At 43.5% G+C, this 17,627-nt stretch carries 20 protein-coding genes; 13 read left to right on the top strand and 7 right to left on the bottom strand.

Annotation, left to right across the window (positions count from 1 at the left end):
• The first annotated feature begins 43 nt into the window (after positions 1–43).
• Positions 44–733, top strand: a complete 690-nt coding sequence (locus ACTNEW_RS06360; protein ID WP_441059172.1) for a DNA alkylation repair protein — start codon at positions 44–46, stop codon at positions 731–733.
• 69 nt (positions 734–802) lie between these two features.
• On the opposite strand, the gene ACTNEW_RS06355 is transcribed toward ACTNEW_RS06360, so the two are convergent.
• The 3 genes from ACTNEW_RS06355 to ACTNEW_RS06345 all read right to left on the bottom strand — a co-directional run bounded on the left by ACTNEW_RS06355 (position 803) and on the right by ACTNEW_RS06345 (position 2,546).
• A complete protein-coding gene (locus ACTNEW_RS06355) occupies positions 803–1,720 on the bottom strand; it encodes an AEC family transporter (RefSeq protein WP_441059170.1) in 918 nt (305 codons plus the stop codon).
• 180 nt (positions 1,721–1,900) lie between these two features.
• On the bottom strand, positions 1,901–2,191 hold the full coding sequence (locus tag ACTNEW_RS06350) for a BMC domain-containing protein (RefSeq protein WP_441059168.1): 291 nt from the start codon (positions 2,189–2,191) through the stop codon (positions 1,901–1,903).
• A gap of 55 nt (positions 2,192–2,246) precedes the next feature.
• Positions 2,247–2,546: a BMC domain-containing protein gene (locus tag ACTNEW_RS06345; protein ID WP_441059163.1), complete on the bottom strand. Its 300-nt coding sequence runs from the start codon at positions 2,544–2,546 to the stop codon at positions 2,247–2,249.
• Between the two features lie 190 nt (positions 2,547–2,736).
• On the opposite strand from ACTNEW_RS06345, the gene ACTNEW_RS06340 reads away from it, so the two are divergent.
• The gene (locus ACTNEW_RS06340; RefSeq protein ID WP_441059161.1) at positions 2,737–4,128 is read left to right on the top strand and encodes an MATE family efflux transporter; all 1,392 of its coding nucleotides are present in this window, start codon (positions 2,737–2,739) and stop codon (positions 4,126–4,128) included.
• Positions 4,129–4,297: 169 nt separating this feature from the next.
• Positions 4,298–5,542, top strand: coding sequence for a DUF1015 domain-containing protein (locus tag ACTNEW_RS06335; protein WP_441059159.1), 1,245 nt, complete (start codon positions 4,298–4,300; stop codon positions 5,540–5,542).
• A gap of 156 nt (positions 5,543–5,698) precedes the next feature.
• On the opposite strand, the gene ACTNEW_RS06330 is transcribed toward ACTNEW_RS06335, so the two are convergent.
• The gene (locus ACTNEW_RS06330; RefSeq protein ID WP_441059157.1) at positions 5,699–6,220 is read right to left on the bottom strand and encodes a hypothetical protein; all 522 of its coding nucleotides are present in this window, start codon (positions 6,218–6,220) and stop codon (positions 5,699–5,701) included.
• 210 nt (positions 6,221–6,430) lie between these two features.
• Here ACTNEW_RS06330 and ACTNEW_RS06325 point away from each other — a divergent pair, with 210 nt between their 5' ends.
• Both ACTNEW_RS06325 and ACTNEW_RS06320 read left to right on the top strand, forming a co-directional pair.
• Entirely contained in the window at positions 6,431–6,631 is a 201-nt protein-coding gene (locus tag ACTNEW_RS06325) for a hypothetical protein (RefSeq protein WP_441059155.1), read from the top strand.
• The gene (locus ACTNEW_RS06320) at positions 6,628–7,134 is read left to right on the top strand and encodes a transcription repressor NadR (protein ID WP_441059153.1); all 507 of its coding nucleotides are present in this window, start codon (positions 6,628–6,630) and stop codon (positions 7,132–7,134) included. The genes ACTNEW_RS06325 and ACTNEW_RS06320 overlap by 4 nt, the downstream gene beginning before the upstream one ends.
• A gap of 79 nt (positions 7,135–7,213) precedes the next feature.
• Here the strand turns inward: ACTNEW_RS06320 and ACTNEW_RS06315 are convergent, their stop codons facing one another.
• On the bottom strand, positions 7,214–7,849 hold the full coding sequence (locus ACTNEW_RS06315) for a helix-turn-helix transcriptional regulator (RefSeq protein WP_441059151.1): 636 nt from the start codon (positions 7,847–7,849) through the stop codon (positions 7,214–7,216).
• Positions 7,850–8,100: 251 nt separating this feature from the next.
• On the opposite strand from ACTNEW_RS06315, the gene hydA reads away from it, so the two are divergent.
• Positions 8,101–9,474 (top strand): dihydropyrimidinase, encoded by a 1,374-nt coding sequence (hydA, locus tag ACTNEW_RS06310; RefSeq protein ID WP_441059149.1) that lies wholly within the window; start codon positions 8,101–8,103, stop codon positions 9,472–9,474.
• Between the two features lie 136 nt (positions 9,475–9,610).
• Here hydA and ACTNEW_RS06305 read toward each other — a convergent pair whose 3' ends face one another.
• Positions 9,611–10,831 (bottom strand): dicarboxylate/amino acid:cation symporter, encoded by a 1,221-nt coding sequence (locus tag ACTNEW_RS06305; RefSeq protein ID WP_441059147.1) that lies wholly within the window; start codon positions 10,829–10,831, stop codon positions 9,611–9,613.
• A 221-nt stretch (positions 10,832–11,052) separates the two neighbouring features.
• Between ACTNEW_RS06305 and ACTNEW_RS06300 the strand changes: the two genes are divergently transcribed.
• Complete coding sequence (locus ACTNEW_RS06300; RefSeq protein ID WP_441059145.1) at positions 11,053–12,045, top strand: XdhC family protein; 993 nt, start codon at positions 11,053–11,055, stop codon at positions 12,043–12,045.
• A 180-nt stretch (positions 12,046–12,225) separates the two neighbouring features.
• Positions 12,226–12,660, top strand: a complete 435-nt coding sequence (locus ACTNEW_RS06295; RefSeq protein ID WP_441059143.1) for an SH3 domain-containing protein — start codon at positions 12,226–12,228, stop codon at positions 12,658–12,660.
• Positions 12,661–12,887: 227 nt separating this feature from the next.
• Here ACTNEW_RS06295 and ACTNEW_RS06290 read toward each other — a convergent pair whose 3' ends face one another.
• The gene (locus tag ACTNEW_RS06290; protein WP_441059141.1) at positions 12,888–13,367 is read right to left on the bottom strand and encodes an S-ribosylhomocysteine lyase; all 480 of its coding nucleotides are present in this window, start codon (positions 13,365–13,367) and stop codon (positions 12,888–12,890) included.
• A 211-nt stretch (positions 13,368–13,578) separates the two neighbouring features.
• On the opposite strand from ACTNEW_RS06290, the gene trpS reads away from it, so the two are divergent.
• From trpS to pgeF, 5 genes are all read left to right on the top strand, one after another.
• On the top strand, positions 13,579–14,586 hold the full coding sequence (trpS, locus tag ACTNEW_RS06285) for a tryptophan--tRNA ligase (protein ID WP_441059139.1): 1,008 nt from the start codon (positions 13,579–13,581) through the stop codon (positions 14,584–14,586).
• A gap of 150 nt (positions 14,587–14,736) precedes the next feature.
• On the top strand, positions 14,737–15,507 hold the full coding sequence (locus ACTNEW_RS06280) for a peptidylprolyl isomerase (RefSeq protein ID WP_441059137.1): 771 nt from the start codon (positions 14,737–14,739) through the stop codon (positions 15,505–15,507).
• Between the two features lie 2 nt (positions 15,508–15,509).
• The gene (locus ACTNEW_RS06275; protein WP_441059350.1) at positions 15,510–16,265 is read left to right on the top strand and encodes a ribonuclease HII; all 756 of its coding nucleotides are present in this window, start codon (positions 15,510–15,512) and stop codon (positions 16,263–16,265) included.
• A 20-nt stretch (positions 16,266–16,285) separates the two neighbouring features.
• Positions 16,286–16,639: a YraN family protein gene (locus tag ACTNEW_RS06270; protein WP_441059135.1), complete on the top strand. Its 354-nt coding sequence runs from the start codon at positions 16,286–16,288 to the stop codon at positions 16,637–16,639.
• Between the two features lie 78 nt (positions 16,640–16,717).
• The gene (gene pgeF / locus ACTNEW_RS06265) at positions 16,718–17,569 is read left to right on the top strand and encodes a peptidoglycan editing factor PgeF (RefSeq protein WP_441059132.1); all 852 of its coding nucleotides are present in this window, start codon (positions 16,718–16,720) and stop codon (positions 17,567–17,569) included.
• Positions 17,570–17,627 lie beyond the last annotated feature (58 nt).

Below are 17,627 nucleotides of genomic sequence, written 5' to 3'. Positions count from 1 at the left end.
CATACAGACAATTCTGACGGAAAAATGAGAAAAGAGGAATGATATGGATATCATGATAAAAGAACTTTTTCAATTGCAGGATAAAGATTATCAGGCATTTCACTCAAAACTGATCCCGAATGTAGAATCAGACCGTGTGATCGGTGTACGGACACCGGTTCTTCGGAAGTATGCAAAAGAACTGGCAAAAAGACCGGAGGCAGCAGGATTTCTGAAAGAGCTGCCTCATTACTATTATGAGGAAAACAATCTTCATGGTATTCTGCTGACTTTATTATACAAAAATGTTCCGGAACTGCTGGAACAGCTGGAGGTATTTCTGCCCTGTGTAGATAACTGGGCCACCTGTGATCTGCTGTCACCAAAAGTGTTTAAAAAAGACCTGCCGCTTGTTTATGAGAGCGTAAAAAAGTGGCTGAAGAGTCCGTATACCTATGAAGTGCGTTTTGGAATTGTGACTCTTCTGGGATTTTATCTGGATGATGCTTTTGAGCCGGAGATGCTGGAACTTGTAACAGAGGTAAAATCAGAAGAATATTACATAAAGATGGCGGTGGCCTGGTATTTCAGTATTGCTCTGGTCAAGCAATATGATACCGCGATTGGCTATATCGAAAACCACCGCCTGGAAGTATGGACCCATAATAAAGCAATCCAGAAAGCCATAGAAAGTTATCGGATCGATGATGATAAGAAACAATATCTTCGAGGTTTAAAGATAACGCATAAATAAATCACAAATGCAGCATAAATCTCCCATAAATGTGACGCACATCTGTCGGAAAGTAATTTCAAACACGCTCTATAGCACAAACGAAGCGGCAAATGCCACAAGCGGAATCGTGACAATCGACAATACAGTCGTAAATGAAAAAATTTCTGAAGCATAAGTGTAGTTATCATTCAGTCGAATGCACATCATAGTGGTTGTAGCGGAAACCGGACAGGCAGCAGCAATGAGAGTGGTATATGCAACCGTATAGTCGAGATGAAAGAATCCCAAAAAAATCAGTACTGCAAAAGGAACTGCCAGTAATTTGACAAAGCTTACCCAGTACAGACGCACATGGGTGAATGTTTTTTTCAGATCTGTCTGCGCAAGGGAAAAACCGGCGATCATCATGGCAACCGGAGTATTCATATCTGCAACATAGGTCATGGAATCCAGCAGTACATCCGGGATTCTGATCTGAGCGAAAAACAGTGCCATAGCAGCAAGAGTCGCCAGCACAATGGGGGACAGAATACCTTCTTTCAGACATTTGGGATCGAATTTTTTGGTAAGAAGGGTAAGTCCGTGTGTCCATGCAAGGATATTAAAGACTGTCATATAAGCAGTCAGATAAAAAACTCCTTCGCTTCCCAGTACACTGTTGATCAGTGGAATTCCGATAAATCCGCAGTTGGAATATACAGCAGCAAACCGTTCAATGGCATAATTCCGGTTGTCTTTTGCACGGATCAATACCCGTGCAATCGCAATCGCAAGGATATGAGCAATGACTGCAGCGGCAAAGGAGATCAGAAGACCTTTGACCAGACGCGGTTCATAATCCGTCTGATACACCGTAAGAATCACACAGGGATTGATCACCATCAAAAGCAGATTGGAAAGATTCCGGTTGCCTTCCTGATTGATCAGTCCGATTTTGAAGCAGATCACTGCAAGAAGCATGATAAAAAGCATTTTTAACAGTTGGTTGAAAATCAGCAAAAACATGATGCAAGTCCTTTCTATAGATGGTTTTATGACGGATGGCAGGACAAAAAGAACCACTGCGTGTTTTCTGTAAAATACGCAGTGGCTGGTGTTCCTTTTTCGTACATCGTAAATAAAATGCCTGATGCATCTTATTCATTATTTATTTTTCGATGCACCTAAGCAATTTTCAAACACACTTTAGTTAAACTTGTGCTTCGCAGCATCCTCTTCCACAAGACGTACGGTCTCGCCGGAAGGATTGGAGATGACTGCGGCTGCGATAACCTCACATGGCGGATTCTGACGGATACTGTCAACTGCGGCAGTTACCGCTGCAACGTCTCCGCTTAAAAATACGGTGGCATGTCCGCCGCACTTGGTATTCCAGGTACGGAAGGATACATCTGAGGTCTTCAGCATCTGATCCACAACAAGAATAGCATTGCTGCTTCCGAGAACCTCCACTAATCCAAAAGCTCCATAAGTCATAGTTATTTCCTCACTTTGTCCTAAGATTTGGTGTGCCGATGAACATCAGCAGCAATTATTTGTTGATCGTCATATTCAGCGCGATTTCCGTATCTTCTGTCGGAGATGCGATGACTGTATGATGGACGATTTTTGCCAGCGGTCTGGCTGTTTCCAATGCGACTTCCATTGCTGCATTGACGTCAGAAACAGAACCTCTCATTTTTACACAGGCACCGCTCTTGAGACGGTTACGTTCCACACTCTGGATTTTTACATTTGCCGCCTTGGATGCGGCATCAAGTGCTACAAAGCAGGCAACCAGATTATCCAGTTCAAAAACACCTACTGCCATACCATTATAATTCTCTGCCATAATACCTCCCAATTACACATTCGTGCAAATCTTTATTTCTTTCAGTATAACTGCTTTGCTGCAGAAAAACAAGAAAATATCTAAAATCCGCCCTATAAAATTTGTAAAAAACGTCAAATAAAAAACTCGCAAAAAAAAATAGAGGTGCTATAATAAAGAAGATTGGAAAAAGATTGGATGGAGAAAAGAAATGAGAGTACATAAAACAGATTTTTCAACAGGAAGTGTTTATAAAAATATCCTGGAAGTTGCAGTTCCGATGATGATCGCACAACTTCTGAATCTTTTGTACAATATCGTTGACCGCATGTACATTGGAAGAATTCCCGAGGTGGGGACGCTGGCTCTGACAGGAGTGGGACTTTGCTTCCCTATTATTACGCTTGTCACGGCTTTTACCCTTCTGTTCGGGAATGGCGGCGGACCTTTGTGCGCCATGGAACTGGGACGCGGCAATGAAGAAGAAGCAGAAAAATTAATGGGTAATACCTTTTCTATGCTGATAGGTACAGGCATTATTCTGATGGGAATCGGATTTACGTTTTATAAACCGATCCTTTATCTTTTCGGAGCAAGTGACGTAACATTTCCCTATGCAGGTGCGTATATCCGGATTTATCTTCTGGGAACGATTTTTGTGATGATCTCACTTGGCATGAATCCGTTCATCAATAATCAGGGCTTTGGCAATATGGGAATGCTGACTGTCCTGATCGGAGCTGTGCTGAATATCTTGCTGGATCCGCTTTTTATTTTTGTATTTCATATGGGTGTAAGAGGTGCTGCAGTGGCTACGATTATTTCACAGTTTTTTTCGGCAGTATGGGTGCTGAAGTTTCTTACCGGGCCGAAGGTTTCGCTGCGTTTGAAACGAAGTGCCATGAAGATTCAGTGGAAGAAAGTTCAGAGCATTATGGCACTTGGTGTTTCCGGGTTTATCATGGCATTTACCAACAGTCTTGTACAGGTGGTCTGCAATGCCACTCTGCAGGTGTATGGCGGTGATCTGTATGTGGGAGTAATGACAGTTTTGAACTCTGTTCGGGAGATTTTTACCATGCCTGTGAACGGACTGACCAACGGAGCCTCTCCGGTGATGAGTTTTAATTATGGTGAAAAGGCATTCGGCAGGGTCAAAAAAGCCATTGGTTTTGTGACTGTCGTATGTGTCAGCTATACGATCCTTGCGTGGGGGATACTGAAGGTCATTCCGGAAGTCTTTATCAGGCTGTTTAACAGTGAACCGGGACTGATCGCAAAAGGAATTCCGGCACTGCATATTTATTTCTTTGGATTTTGCTTTATGGCACTTCAGTTTACAGGACAGTGCGTATTTGTTGCACTTGGAAAATCCAGAAAAGCCACGTTTTTTTCTCTGTTTCGAAAAGCAATCATTGTGACGCCCCTTACCATTTTGCTGCCGCGGATACCTGCGCTGGGCGTAGACGGTGTTTTCTGGGCGGAACCAATCTCCAATCTGATCGGCGGGTGCGCCTGCTTTATTACCATGCTTCTGACGGTGCTTCCTGAATTGAAAGAAACGGATGGAATAACCGTCCGTGTAACTGAAAAAAATAAGTAATCCGAAAAGTTATCAGTAAAGTTTGCTTATTATTCTTGTGGCAGAGTAAATGAAATACATGATTGAAGCAGAGTGAATGAAATCTTGCGGTTAAAAAAAGAATATGCTAAAATGAAAATGTTTTTTGGAAAAGATCTGTAGAAACAGATACCGATGAGAGGAGAAAATTATGGCAGTTTTTCAAGCATTTTGTGCATTAAGACCAACTCCGGAAATGGCAGAAAAAGTTGCTGCGCTTCCCTATGATGTGGTGAACAGGGAAGAAGCCAGGGCAATTGGGGAGGAAAATCCGTATTCCTTTCTTCATGTAGATCGGGCAGAAATGGATTTAAGCCCTGAAATAGATCTTTATGATGCACAGGTTTACGAAAAAGCCCGTGAAAACCTGCAGAAGATGGAAGCGGACGGCATTATGACACAGGATGAGGAGTCCTGTTATTATATTTATGAGCTCACCAGAAAGGGAAAAACACAGACAGGGATTGTCGGCTGCAGTTCTATTGACGATTATCTGAACGGAATCGTCAAAAAACATGAACTGACAAGAGAAGATAAGGAACAGGACCGCATCCGCCATGTGGATGTCTGCGATGCGAACACAGGTCCGATCTACCTTGCCTGCAGATATCCTGATACGCTGCTGGAGCTTCTGGCATCATGGAAACAGGATCATGCACCGGTTTATGATTTTATCGCTGATGACGGCATCGGACACCGGGTATGGGTGATCGATGATGCGGACAGAATCGCAGCAATTCATCAGGAGTTTGAAGGAATTTCGTCTATTTACATTGCGGATGGTCATCACAGAGCAGCTTCCGCTGTCAAAGTGGGCCTGAAAAGAAGAGCAGAACATCCGGATTATACCGGAAAAGAAGAGTTCAATTATTTTCTTTCCGTGGTATTTCCTTTTGATCAGCTGACAATTCTGCCATATAACCGTGTGGTTCATGATCTGAACGGACTTACGGAAAAGGCTTTCCTTGGAAGTCTGAAATTTAATTTTGAGCTGATGCTGATGCCGGGCTTTCCATGCAAGCCTGTAGAAAAACACTGTATGGGAATGTATGTGGGCGGAGAATGGTATCACCTGAAAACCTGGCCGGATGTGTATGAGAAAGAAGATGTTGTCGGCCAGCTGGATGTATCTGTTCTTCAGAAAAAAGTATTATCTACCGTTCTGGGAATTGAGGATCCGAGAACCGACCAGAGAATCAGCTTTGTAGGTGGAAGCCATAAACTGCAGGAGCTTGCGGAAATGGCGGACAAAACAGGCGGCGTGGCATTTGCCATGTATCCTACTTCCATGGAAGACCTGATGAAAATAGCGGATGAGAACAAACTGATGCCGCCAAAATCCACCTGGTTTGAACCAAAGCTTCGAAGCGGACTATTTATACATAAACTTTCCTGAGATAGCCAGAAAGAATAAAAAAATCCCGGGTTCCTGTTTTACTGTATGGCGCAGTAAAAAAAGAACCGGGATTTTTTCGTCTATTATGTATTTGATTTCTCTGGTATTGTGAAAAGTAATGGAACGGACTTCCGTCAGGAAAAATCCGCAAACTTTTTATACTTCTACAATATGTCCTGTTTCCTGATCATAACGGCAGAATTTTCCGTTGGAAGAAATGAACGGCTGATAACTGTCGTTTCTGACATCTTTAACATAAACAATTCCGGTACCGATCATCTGAACCAGAGAAAAACGTTCGCTCAGACTGGAAATCCAGGAAAATGTTTTGTTTTTGGGAGAATCTGCCATGATAAGGTTGTACCCGTCTTCGCATCTGGAAAGAGAAAAATACACTTTTTCCGCTTTTCCGGGAGCATCGAATACCTGACTTGTGATATAGGAAGAGAAGTTTTTCTTCACAAATTCATAAAATGTTTCGTTGGTATAGGTGATGCCGGACACTTCATCGGTGATTCTGTCCCCTCTGTCGAGACGTGTCCTGATGATACGAAGTACGTCAACGGACCAGTTGATAAAAGAAATGCTGTTGTATTCCATGCATTCCAGAAGTGTGCTGATCAATTGTCTGGACAGCACGTTTGACTGCGTTGCTTCATTGTACAGTTCCTGATTCATAATATCCCTCCGCTTATATAATTTAGCTGTAATGTAAAAAACCTATCTCCGATTTACGGATGTATTTTATAATCCTATTATAGTTCCCGCATCCGTTATTTGCAAGGAAAATAAAGACGGAATAAAGCCGGAGGATTGCTTGAAAAAAATGTCAGGATATTGTATGCTTTTCATAGTGTATTTTACAGATTAACTCGGGAGGAAGAAAAGATGGAGATTCAGGAAGAATTTATTTCCGGTTTCTGCCGTACATGCAACGGGACACAGACGGTGTACTGCGAGTATGAGGAGAAAGACGGATACAAAATATTACAGTTTATGGATTGTGCGCATGATCAGTGCCTGCACCATGCTGCATGTGAAATCTATAAAGAAGCCCACAGGATAGAAAGAAAGGACAGAGATATATGAGCGGAGAGGAGCGCAGAAAGGAAATCGTCAAATTTATTACCGGAAGCAGTCAACCGGTTTCCGGCTCAAAACTGGCAGATTATTTTTGTGTAAGCAGGCAGGTGATTGTGCAGGATATCGCCCTGATCCGTGCAGAGGGTACAGAAGTGTTTTCTACCAATCGCGGATATATCTGCAGGATGCATGACAGAGTAAAAGGAGTTTTTTACGTTCATCATGACAACAGCAGAATCCAGGAGGAACTGAATTTGATCGTGGATAATGGCGGGAGCGCGGAGGATGTCTTTGTGCATCATGAAATTTATGGAGAACTGCGCGCTGAACTTAAAGTCGATTCGAGGAAGAAGGCATCAGAATTTATAAAAGAAATTGCTTCCGGGAAATCCAGCCCTCTGAATACGATTACATCAGGATATCATTATCACACAGTAACTGCTGAATCGGAGGATATTCTGGATGCAATTGAAGCAGAACTGAAAGAAAAAGGATTTCTGATCGGATAAAAATCCGAAAAAAGAGCCATTTTTGCAGAAAATCAGGAGGATTACTCTGCAAAAATGGCTCTTTTGTACTGTTACGGAGTTATTTATTGACATCAATATAACTGTAAAGTGTATATTTGGAAATTCCAAAATAATTGGCAACTTTGTCTCCGGATTTGGTGATCAGGAACGCACCGGAGTCATTGAGAAACTGAATGGCTGTCACTTTGTCTTCTTTGTTCATCAATGCAACCGGTTTCCCAACCAGAGCTACAGATTCTTCAATCAATTGTTCCAGCAGATCATTGACACTGTGAGTGATCTCCTTGGGTTTTTCTTTTTTGTCCAGCGGAGTAACGAGAGCATGAAGAGCACCTTCAATCATAGTGAGACGTGTAATATCATAATTGATACCAAAAACATAATGCAGAGAACCGTCATCATCATGGATATAGGACGTGCTGCATTTCAGAATTTTCCCATCGGATGTTTTCATCAGGTATCCGGCACGGTCTTTGATATCCTCGGGATTTTTATTCGTTTTTCGAATGGCGTCGAATACGGCATCCGACGGACCATCACCTTCAGAACGGTTGGTGACATGACCGTTTTCAATGTGTACGATCGAATGTTCGGGATCCTGTGTTTTCAGATCATGAATGACAATTTCACAGTCCGGACCGAACTGGGCTGCCAGAGCGTGTGCAATCTGCTTTAAAATATCGAGTCGTTTCATGGAACTCCTCCTTGTCAGTATTGGAAATCTTCTATATCTGTTCTTTGCTGGATATATTTGACAGATAGGTCTGTTATTAATATAGCATATTTGGAAACAGAGAAAAAGTTTTTTTTACAAAAAAAATATGCGATACTAAATTAATTTCTGAAAAATGGAAACATACCGTTGTGAGAAAAGAAAATAGGTGCTATATTGATAAATAGAAAAGAAAACGGTGTGAGAGGTTTCACAAAAGAAAGGAGGAGCCTGTGAAATATTTATTAAAAAACGGTACGGTCGTTTCAGGAGAAAAAACAGAAAAGCTGGATGTTCTGATAGAAGGGGAAAAGATCATCGATGTGGGAGTGAATCTTCCGGAAGAGGATGCCCGGATTCTGGATATGACCGGCAAATTACTGTTTCCGGGGTTTATTGATGCCCATACGCATTTTGATCTGGAGGTTGCGGGAACCGTAACTGCTGATGATTTTGAAAGCGGTACAAAAGCTGCCATTCTTGGAGGAACGACACTGGTGATCGATTATGCTTCTCAGGATAAGGGAGGCGGTACTTTGAAACAAGGTCTGGATAAATGGCATAAAAAAGCAGATCAGCGGTGTTCCTGCGATTATGCATTTCATATGTCCATTGTAGAATGGAACGAAGAAACAGAGCGTGAGATTCCGGAAATGATCCACGAGGGAATCACCAGCTTCAAACTTTATATGACTTATCCGGCAATGATGGTAAATGACTGTGATTTATATAAAATCATAAAAACACTCAGGGAATATGACTGCTTTGCAGGGGTGCACTGTGAAAATTCCGGAGTCATCGATGCTCTGATCGCAGAAGCCAAAAAAGCCGGAAGAATAGGACCGGAAAATCATCCTCTGGTAAGGCCGGATGATATGGAGGCGGAAGCGGTCCATCGTCTTCTTGTCATTGCACGTCAGGCGGAGGCCCCTGTGATGATCGTGCATCTGACAAATGAAAAAGCATACCGGGAAGTCCTTCAGGCCAGAGAAGCGGGACAGACCGTGTATGCAGAAACCTGTCCGCAGTATCTTCTTCTGGATGACAGCGTTTATGCAAAACCGGATTTTGAAGGGGCCAAATTTGTCTGCGCACCGCCGATCCGAAAGAAAAAAGATCAGGAATGTTTATGGAACGCATTGTCAGAAGACCGGATACAGACAGTGGCAACAGATCAGTGCAGTTTTACTATGGCACAGAAGGAACTTGGAAAAGATGACTTTACAAAAATCCCTGGAGGATTGCCGGGAGTGGAGACACGCGGAACACTTCTCTATACCTATGGCGTGAGGGAAGGCAGGATCACACTGGAACAGATGTGCCGGCTGCTCAGTGAAAATGCAGCAAAGCTTTATGGTGTATATCCGCAGAAAGGGGCAATCCTTCCCGGAAGTGATGCTGATATCACAGTCCTTGATCCTCAGAAGGAGAGTGTGATTTCTGCAAAAACCCATGCGTATCGGACAGATTATAATCCGTTTGAAGGTTTTTCGATTCACGGGGGAATTGATCAGGTATTTTTAAGAGGTAATCTGGTTGTTGATCAGGGAAAACTTGTTATGGAAAAACAGGGAAAATATATTTTCCGTGGAAAGAAACAGATGTAACTGACAGATTTTTTGTAAGTGTAATAGCAGGGGTGCCCGTATATGCGGACACCCCTGATGTATTGCAGGAAAGAATCCTGCAGAGCTGCATTCTCCTCTTGTTGTATATTTTTTCAGCCAAAGAATTTTTTCGATATTATAAATTCACATTGATTTTCTGCTCTGCAATTTTGTGTTTTTTGGCGTAACCGGTCAGAATCAAAGTAAGTGCACCGTCACCTGTTACATTGCAGGCTGTACCAAAGCTGTCCTGAAGAGCAAAAATGGTAAGCATAAGAGCAGTACCTGCATCGTCAAATAACAGAATACCTGTAATAATACCAAGAGAAGCCATTACCGTGCCGCCGGGAACTCCAGGCGCTCCAATTGCAAAAATACCCAGGAGTACGCAGAAAAGAATCATGGTTCCCGGTGATGGAATGGAGCCATACAGGATTTTGGAAATGGTCATGCAGAAGAACACTTCTGTTAATACAGAACCGCAAAGATGAATATTGGCAAACAGCGGAATACCGAACTGTACCATATCTTTGCGAAGTGGTTTCGCTTTTCCGGCACACTGGAGAGCAACCGCAAGAGTTGCCGCGGAAGACATGGTTCCTACAGCAGTAAGGTATGCGGGACCATAGTGCTTCACAATCTCAAGAGGATTTTCTCCGGAATAAATGCCTGCAATTACATAAAGCAGGGTCATCCAGATAAAATGTCCGATAAGAACGATCACGATTACCTGAAGGAATACCGGAAGCTGTCTGGTAATGGAGCCTTCGTATGCGAGAGCACAGAAGGTAAAGCCAATAAATACCGGAAGAATCGGAATGATGATTCTTGTTACAAGCTCCAGCACGATTTTCTGGAATTCATCCAGAAGACTGGTGATGACTTTTGCCTTGGTCCAGGTAGCTGCGAGCCCGATCATAGCGGAAAATACCAGAGCGCTCATGACAGGCATGATCTGTGGAATGGCAAGTTCAAAAACAAGTTCCGGAAGTTCTTTCAGCCCTTCGACATCTGTTACGATGGAAAGGTGCGGAATCAGACCGTATCCTGCTGCCATGGAAAACAGAGCAGCCCCAAGAGAAGAGACATATGCGATTACAATGGCAACACCAAGCATACGGGATGCGCTGCTTCCCAGTTTGGTGATGGATGGGGCAATAAAACCGATGATGATCAGAGGCACACAGAAAGTGATGACCTGACCAAGTATGTATTTCAGAGTTACTACAACATTCAAAATAGCGTTTGTGATACCGGAACCATCCGTCGCATTCAGAATCAGACCGGCAATGATGCCGAGTACAACGCCTACCAGAAGTCTAAATGGCAGACTGGTAAAAAAACTGTTCTTTTTCATAAAGAAATCCTCCTTTGTTTACACATGTGCATTTATTATAGTATAAGCCTTTGAAAAGCACAACCTTTTATTTATTATTACAATAGTTGTTTTGCCGGATAAGATTGCTGAGAACGAAAGGAACAGATAACTGATAACAAAGGGGACAATAATGGCTTATTGACAGAAACAATCGAAACGCTTAAACTGAAATATTATATGAGAACGCAGGAGTGAAGAATATGTATCAGGAAATATATCAGACTCTTGAAGAAACAGGAAAAGTGAAAACGGCAGTCATGCTTTCCGGCGAAATGACAGGAAAGCGCTGTATGAAAAAAGACGGGCAGTGGATTACGGATGGAGATGTCTGGACCCCATATCTGGAACAGCTTGATGAGATTGAGGAAACGAAAGTGATACAGACCGGCGGAGTACGGATTCTGACGGAAGTATTTCAGAAAAGCCCGCGCCTGATCATCCTTGGTGCGGGGCATGTGTCCTGTCCGACAGCGAAAATCGGCAAAATACTGGGCTTTCATGTAACTGTAATGGATGACCGGGAAGAATTTCTGACAAGGGAACGTTTTCCGGATGCAGATTTACTGATTCAGGGAAGCTTTGAAGAATTATCTGAGAGAATTCCTGTTTATGAAAACGCGTATTATGTAGTAGTCACACGGGGACATAAAGGAGATTCCGTATGTGCGCGTCAGATATTAAAACGTCCCTATGCCTATTTTGGAATGATCGGAAGCAGAACGAAAGTCAAACTGACCAGAGAACGTCTGCTAGAGGAAGGGTTTACAGATGAACAGCTTGACACCATCCATGCGCCAATCGGACTTCCCATCGGAGGGCAGCTTCCGGAAGAAATTGCTGTCAGCATTATGGCGGAGATCGTACAGGAGAAGAATCGCAGACAGACGTCTTTTGCAGACGAAAAAATTGCGAAGGAAATTCTCGGCGGAAGAAGAGGAGTGATGATTACGATTACAGAGAAACAGGGTTCCTCTCCGCGCGGAACAGGAAGCAGAATGCTGGTAGAAGAGAATGGCTGTGTTTATGGAAGCATAGGAGGGGGAAGCGTAGAGTATGAAGCAATCAGGCATGCAGCTTCCGTAAAATGTGCGGAAGTGCAGAAGTACAACCTTTCTGTAAGTGATAACAGGAATCTTGGAATGATCTGCGGAGGAACAGTGGAAGTGCTGTTTGAAAGAACCGGGTGCCTGTGAACGGACGGAACAGCGTCTGACAGGTGATGAAAATGGAAGTAACAAAAAAAGTACTTGCACAATGTGGTAGATATAAGGTATAGTGAATAACAGGAATGTAATTATCCGGGAGAACGACCGGACAATTGCGGATGAATTTTGCTTGAAAGACAGCGATGTGTTTTCAAAGGAGGAAATATCATGAAGAAATATGGACTGCTGATTTTGCTTCTGGGAATGATGCTGTGCGTTCCCGGATGCGGTTATGATACCGGCGGAGAAGATTCTACGGTTACGATTATCAAGGCAACCCCGACACCGGAACCGACGCCGACACCAGAAGTAACTCCAACACCGGAAGTGACACCGACACCGGAACCTGTGATTGAACAGACAGCAAGCGGTGTGAATATTACGAAACAGGATGGCGTATATGTTGCGGCAACAGATCTGAATCTTCGTGACGACTGCAGCGCAGAGGCCAATTTTGTTACATCTGTACCGGCCGGAACGGAACTTACCAGTACCGGTGTCAGTGACAATGGATGGATTCAGATTTCCTATAATGGAACAACCTGTTATGCAAGCGGTGATTATGTGACTGTGAAGGATGCATCGGCAGAAGCAGCACAATAATATACCGGGATGAGAGAAAAATCATACAGCGTGAAATAAAAAGAGATTCCTGTTATCCGACGGGCAGAGAAGGAAGAACGATACTTCCTTTCAGCACCGGGATAACGGGAATCTTTTTTGTATCAATATCATAGGAAATTGCTTTGCGTTTTCCTATGATATAATAAAGCCTTCCTGGCAGGATTCTTTTTCATATCCGATGGAATCATACAAAAGTAGATTCTTACTTATTCAGGATAGACCAGACGTTCCGGCCGGATATCATAAAGCACCTCGTTCAGGTATTTTGCGGCAAGATATTTTGCCATGGGAAGATTCATATCCAGATAATTGCCGCAGTCCTGTGCAGAAGCACCGGGAACTTCCCCTTCAAAATCACGGATAAATTCAAAGGTTTCGGTCATGAGCGGAACAATGTCAGCAGATTCGTAATCACCGTTCAGAAGAAGATAATTGCCGGTCCGGCATCCCATAGGTCCCCAGTAGATCATTTTTGGACCAAATACCGGATGATTACGCAGATAAGTGGCGGCAAGATGCTCGATAGCATGAAGCTCGGCAGTATTCATTACAGGTTCTTCATTAGGAGAAGTCATACGGATATCAAAAGTAGTAATGACAGAATCTCCGACTGGGTCTTTGCGTGAAACGTAGATACCTGGCTGAAGCTTCAGATGGTCTATGGTAAAGCTTGTGATTTTTTGCATAAAAAAATTCCTCTCTTTCTGTTTCTTTCTTTGTTCAGTAATCATTTCCATTCTAACAGAGGTATGGACAGGATGCAAGTAATTGACTTTCTTTTAACAGAGTGATAAACTGTTTATATGGTTACTGTTCACAGGAAACATCCCGTGAAGCGTGCTTCTGAGAATGGAATGAACAGTAATTTTACATGACTTATCGCAGGAGGAAATAATCATGATTGACGGAAAGAAAATTTTGTTCAGTGGGATGCAGGCAACAGGAAATCTGACACTTGGAAATTATCTTGGTGCACTGAAGAACTGGCTGACTTTAAGTGATGAATATGAATGTTTTTACAGTGTGGTAGATATGCATTCCATTACCATCCGGCAGGATCCTGCAGAGCTGCGCAAACGTGCCAGAAATCTTCTGACTCTTTATATTGCAGCTGGACTTGATCCGAAGAAAAACTGCATTTATTATCAGTCTCATGTTTCCGGACATGCCGAGCTTGCCTGGATTCTGAACTGTTTTACTTATATGGGAGAACTGAACCGTATGACTCAGTTCAAGGATAAGGCGGCCAAACATGCGGATAATATCAACGCCGGACTTTTTACCTACCCTGTTCTGATGGCAGCGGATATTCTTCTGTATCAGGCAGATGTGGTTCCGGTTGGTGTAGACCAGATGCAGCACCTGGAGCTTACCAGAAATATTGCGGAACGATTCAATAATATTTACGGCGAGGTATTTACGGTTCCGGAAGCCTATATCGGCAAAGTAGGAGCAAAGATCATGAGCCTCCAGGATCCGACTAAGAAAATGTCCAAATCGGATGAAAATCCAAACGGAAGCATTTATCTGATGGATGATCCGGATACCATCATGCGTAAATGCAAACGTGCAGTGACCGATTCGGAAGGATGTATCCGTTACAGCGAAAAACAGCCGGGTATCAAGAACCTGATCGACATTTACAGTGCATGTACCGGCAAGACACCGGATGAAACGGTTCGCGAATTTGACGGCAAGGGTTACGGAGAACTGAAACCGGCAGTTGGGGAGGCTGTCATCAGTCTTCTGAAACCTCTTCAGGAAGAATATGCACGTCTTTCCAAGGATAAGGCGTTTATCGATTCCGTTATCAAGGAAAATGCGGAAAAAGCCAATTATTATGCAATGAAAACACTTCGTAAGGTGCAGCGCAAGGTTGGTTTTCCGGACAGAATCCGATCATAATTCTGAATTTTCTGTGAAAAGAATTGAATTTTTGCAGTGACTGCATATAATAAAAACATGGTAAAAAAATGCGGAGAAATCTGTAGATGGATGGGGTCAAAATTTTTTTGGCCCCAGCATTGTATTATTCAGAAATTGGAGGAATATATCATGAAACATAAAATGCTATCTCTTTTTCTTGCATCAGTAATGACAGCGGGAATCCTGGCAGGATGCGGGAGCAGTGCAGATACCGGAACATCTGCAGGGAGCGGAGAACCGGTAAGTGAAGAAGAGGCAGAGGCAGCCGGTTTTACGGACGGTGAAGAAGCCGGTACAGCGGAAGAGCCTGCGGAAACAGAGGATGCGGAGACGTTTGGAAATACGGAGGAGGAAAGTTCTTCCGGAGCAGAAACAGCCATACTGGATACCAGTACAGAACTCAGCGGCATGCATCATGCAGAAATCATAATTAAAGATTATGGCGAGATTGATGTGGAACTGAATGCAGATGAAGCACCAATTACGGTTACAAATTTTGTGAAACTTGCTCAGGAGGGATTTTATGATGGTTTGACATTTCACCGGATCATCGATGGCTTTATGATGCAGGGTGGAGACCCTCTTGGCAACGGAACCGGCGGTTCGGAAGAAACCATTAAGGGAGAATTTTCCGATAATGGAGTGGAAAATACACTTTCTCATACAAAAGGCGCCATTTCCATGGCACGTTCTTCCAATCCGGACAGTGCAAGCTCCCAGTTCTTTATTGTACAAGCTGACAGCACATTCCTGGATGGGCAGTATGCAGCTTTTGGCTATGTAACGGAAGGACAGGATATTGTAGACAAAATCTGTGCCAAAGCCCAGCCTACAGATGATAACGGAACAATTCCGGCAGATGCGCAGCCGGTAATAGAAAGTATTGCCATTATTGACTGATGATGAAAAGTATTCTGGAAATTAAAACAGAGATCGCGTCTGCATCTGTAGATGAATACGGGAAATTTTATCAGGAATATGGCAGTGATGCCAGAACCGGTGTGCGCAGACTCCTGGAACAGTGCAGAAAAAAAGAAGCGGCTCTCAGCAAAGAAAAGCAGCGGACCGAAAAGATGAAAACGTATGAGCATCAGTACGAACATCTCGGTTACCTGTGCGGGATTGATGAGGTTGGCCGCGGACCTCTGGCGGGTCCTGTGGTTGCCTGTGCGGTAATCCTCCCCAGAGACTGTGATATTTTATATTTGAATGATTCCAAACAGTTGACAGCCAAAAAGAGAGAAGAACTTTATGATGTGATTCTTCAGAAGGCCGTGTCTGTAGGAATTGGTATGGCAAGTCCGGCACGAATTGATGAAATCAATATTCTGCAGGCTACTTATGAAGCCATGCGTGAGGCTGTCAGCAGATTATCGGTTGTCCCGCAGCTCCTTTTGAATGATGCGGTGACGATTCCGGGAATACAGATTCCGCAGGTACCGATCATTAAGGGGGATGCGAAAAGTGTTTCCATAGCTGCAGCCAGTATTGTAGCAAAGGTAACCAGAGACCGGATGATGATGGAATACGACGGGGTGATGCCGGAGTATGGATTTGCGTCAAATAAGGGGTATGGTTCGCAGTCTCATATTGAAGCGATACGGAAATATGGTCCAAGCCCCATACATAGAGCTTCTTTTATCAAAAATTTTATCTGAGGAAGACGGGTTTGATCTGAATGAATAAACGAAGAATCGGCGGGATTTTTGAGAATATGGCGGCAGATTATCTGGTGTCTCAGGGTCTCCTCATCCTTGAGAGGAATTACCGGTGCCGGATGGGAGAAGTGGATCTGATTGCAAGAGACGGTAATTATCTTGTGTTTGTGGAAGTGAAATACAGAAACAGCAGCCGGAACGGAAATGCAGCAGAAGCAGTTGACTGGAGGAAACAGCGGGTAATCAGCCGCGTTGCCTCCTTTTATCTGATGAGCCATCATGATACAACGAATCATCCCTGCCGTTTTGATGTGATTGCCATCGATCAGGGTACCATACACTGGTACAGAAATGCATTTGAGTACTGTCCTTAGAGCGTGTTTGAAAATGCGGTGCACGTTTGCCGGTAAACCCTTGTCAAACACGCTTTAGCAGAATTTCAGGAGGAATGAATGAAAATCAACTGGCACAACAGAGACTGTGAACATATGACTGTTCATGAAACAAACGGCGTTACCTATCTGACTTATCCGAAATTCGATCATCTGAGTGACTATATTCACTGTTTCAGTACAAGACTTGGAGGGGTCAGTGAGGGAATCTATTCTTCGATGAATCTGAGTTTTACCAGAGGGGACAGAGAGGAGGCTGTTGCGGAAAATTACCGCAGAATATCCACAGCTCTTGGATTTTCTCCGGAGGATATTGTGACATCCAACCAGACACATACCACAAATGTTCGTGTGGTTACAGAAAAAGACAAAGGATGCGGCGTGGTCAGACCGCGGCAATTTGAAGATGTAGATGGGATGATTACGGATATTCCAGGTGTTGTTCTGTCTACTTTTTATGCAGATTGTGTTCCGCTGTATTTCATTGATCCGGTTCACAGAGCGATTGGCCTTTCTCATTCCGGGTGGAGGGGAACCGTTGGTAAAATCGGTCAGGTTACGGTAAATAAAATGATACAGGAATACGGCTCCGATCCGCTGCAGATTTACGCTGCCATAGGGCCTTCCATCTGTCAGGACTGCTATGAGGTCAGCGAAGATGTGATTTTGGAATTCCAAAAATCCTTTCTGCCGGAACAATGGGAAGCCATCTATTATGAAAAAGGCGGCGGAAAATATCAGCTGAATCTTTGGCAGGCAAACAGGATTATTCTCATGGAAGCGGGAATACCGGAAGATCATATTTCCATGCCGAATCTTTGTACCTGCTGCAATCCGGATTTCCTGTTTTCGCACAGAGCTTCCAAGGGAAGACGCGGAAACCTGGCTGCTTTTCTCGCCATCAGACCATAGATAAAAATGACAGAGTAAGAGAAAAAAGAAGTTCCCTGATCGATGGGAACTTCTTTTT

The sequence above is a fragment of the Blautia sp. HCP3S3_G3 genome, assembly GCF_052063365.1.
In the GTDB taxonomy this organism is placed as follows: Bacteria; Bacillota; Clostridia; order Lachnospirales; family Lachnospiraceae; genus Blautia_A.
The sequence above is the reverse complement of the archived record's forward strand: the minus strand, read 5'-3'. Positions and strand labels throughout refer to the sequence as shown.

Excerpts from the sequence above, each read along its gene's own strand:
- ACTNEW_RS06360 (WP_441059172.1), top strand. The coding sequence starts at position 44 with ATGGATATCATGATAAAAGAACTTTTTCAATTGCAGGATAAAGATTAT.
- ACTNEW_RS06355 (WP_441059170.1), bottom strand. The coding sequence starts at position 1,720 with ATGTTTTTGCTGATTTTCAACCAACTGTTAAAAATGCTTTTTATCATG.
- ACTNEW_RS06350 (WP_441059168.1), bottom strand. The coding sequence starts at position 2,191 with ATGACTTATGGAGCTTTTGGATTAGTGGAGGTTCTCGGAAGCAGCAAT.
- ACTNEW_RS06345 (WP_441059163.1), bottom strand. The coding sequence starts at position 2,546 with ATGGCAGAGAATTATAATGGTATGGCAGTAGGTGTTTTTGAACTGGAT.
- ACTNEW_RS06340 (WP_441059161.1), top strand. The coding sequence starts at position 2,737 with ATGAGAGTACATAAAACAGATTTTTCAACAGGAAGTGTTTATAAAAAT.
- ACTNEW_RS06335 (WP_441059159.1), top strand. The coding sequence starts at position 4,298 with ATGGCAGTTTTTCAAGCATTTTGTGCATTAAGACCAACTCCGGAAATG.
- ACTNEW_RS06330 (WP_441059157.1), bottom strand. The coding sequence starts at position 6,220 with ATGAATCAGGAACTGTACAATGAAGCAACGCAGTCAAACGTGCTGTCC.
- ACTNEW_RS06325 (WP_441059155.1), top strand. The coding sequence starts at position 6,431 with ATGGAGATTCAGGAAGAATTTATTTCCGGTTTCTGCCGTACATGCAAC.
- ACTNEW_RS06320 (WP_441059153.1), top strand. The coding sequence starts at position 6,628 with ATGAGCGGAGAGGAGCGCAGAAAGGAAATCGTCAAATTTATTACCGGA.
- ACTNEW_RS06315 (WP_441059151.1), bottom strand. The coding sequence starts at position 7,849 with ATGAAACGACTCGATATTTTAAAGCAGATTGCACACGCTCTGGCAGCC.
- ACTNEW_RS06305 (WP_441059147.1), bottom strand. The coding sequence starts at position 10,831 with ATGAAAAAGAACAGTTTTTTTACCAGTCTGCCATTTAGACTTCTGGTA.
- ACTNEW_RS06300 (WP_441059145.1), top strand. The coding sequence starts at position 11,053 with ATGTATCAGGAAATATATCAGACTCTTGAAGAAACAGGAAAAGTGAAA.
- ACTNEW_RS06295 (WP_441059143.1), top strand. The coding sequence starts at position 12,226 with ATGAAGAAATATGGACTGCTGATTTTGCTTCTGGGAATGATGCTGTGC.
- ACTNEW_RS06290 (WP_441059141.1), bottom strand. The coding sequence starts at position 13,367 with ATGCAAAAAATCACAAGCTTTACCATAGACCATCTGAAGCTTCAGCCA.
- trpS (WP_441059139.1), top strand. The coding sequence starts at position 13,579 with ATGATTGACGGAAAGAAAATTTTGTTCAGTGGGATGCAGGCAACAGGA.
- ACTNEW_RS06280 (WP_441059137.1), top strand. The coding sequence starts at position 14,737 with ATGAAACATAAAATGCTATCTCTTTTTCTTGCATCAGTAATGACAGCG.
- ACTNEW_RS06275 (WP_441059350.1), top strand. The coding sequence starts at position 15,510 with ATGAAAAGTATTCTGGAAATTAAAACAGAGATCGCGTCTGCATCTGTA.
- ACTNEW_RS06270 (WP_441059135.1), top strand. The coding sequence starts at position 16,286 with ATGAATAAACGAAGAATCGGCGGGATTTTTGAGAATATGGCGGCAGAT.
- pgeF (WP_441059132.1), top strand. The coding sequence starts at position 16,718 with ATGAAAATCAACTGGCACAACAGAGACTGTGAACATATGACTGTTCAT.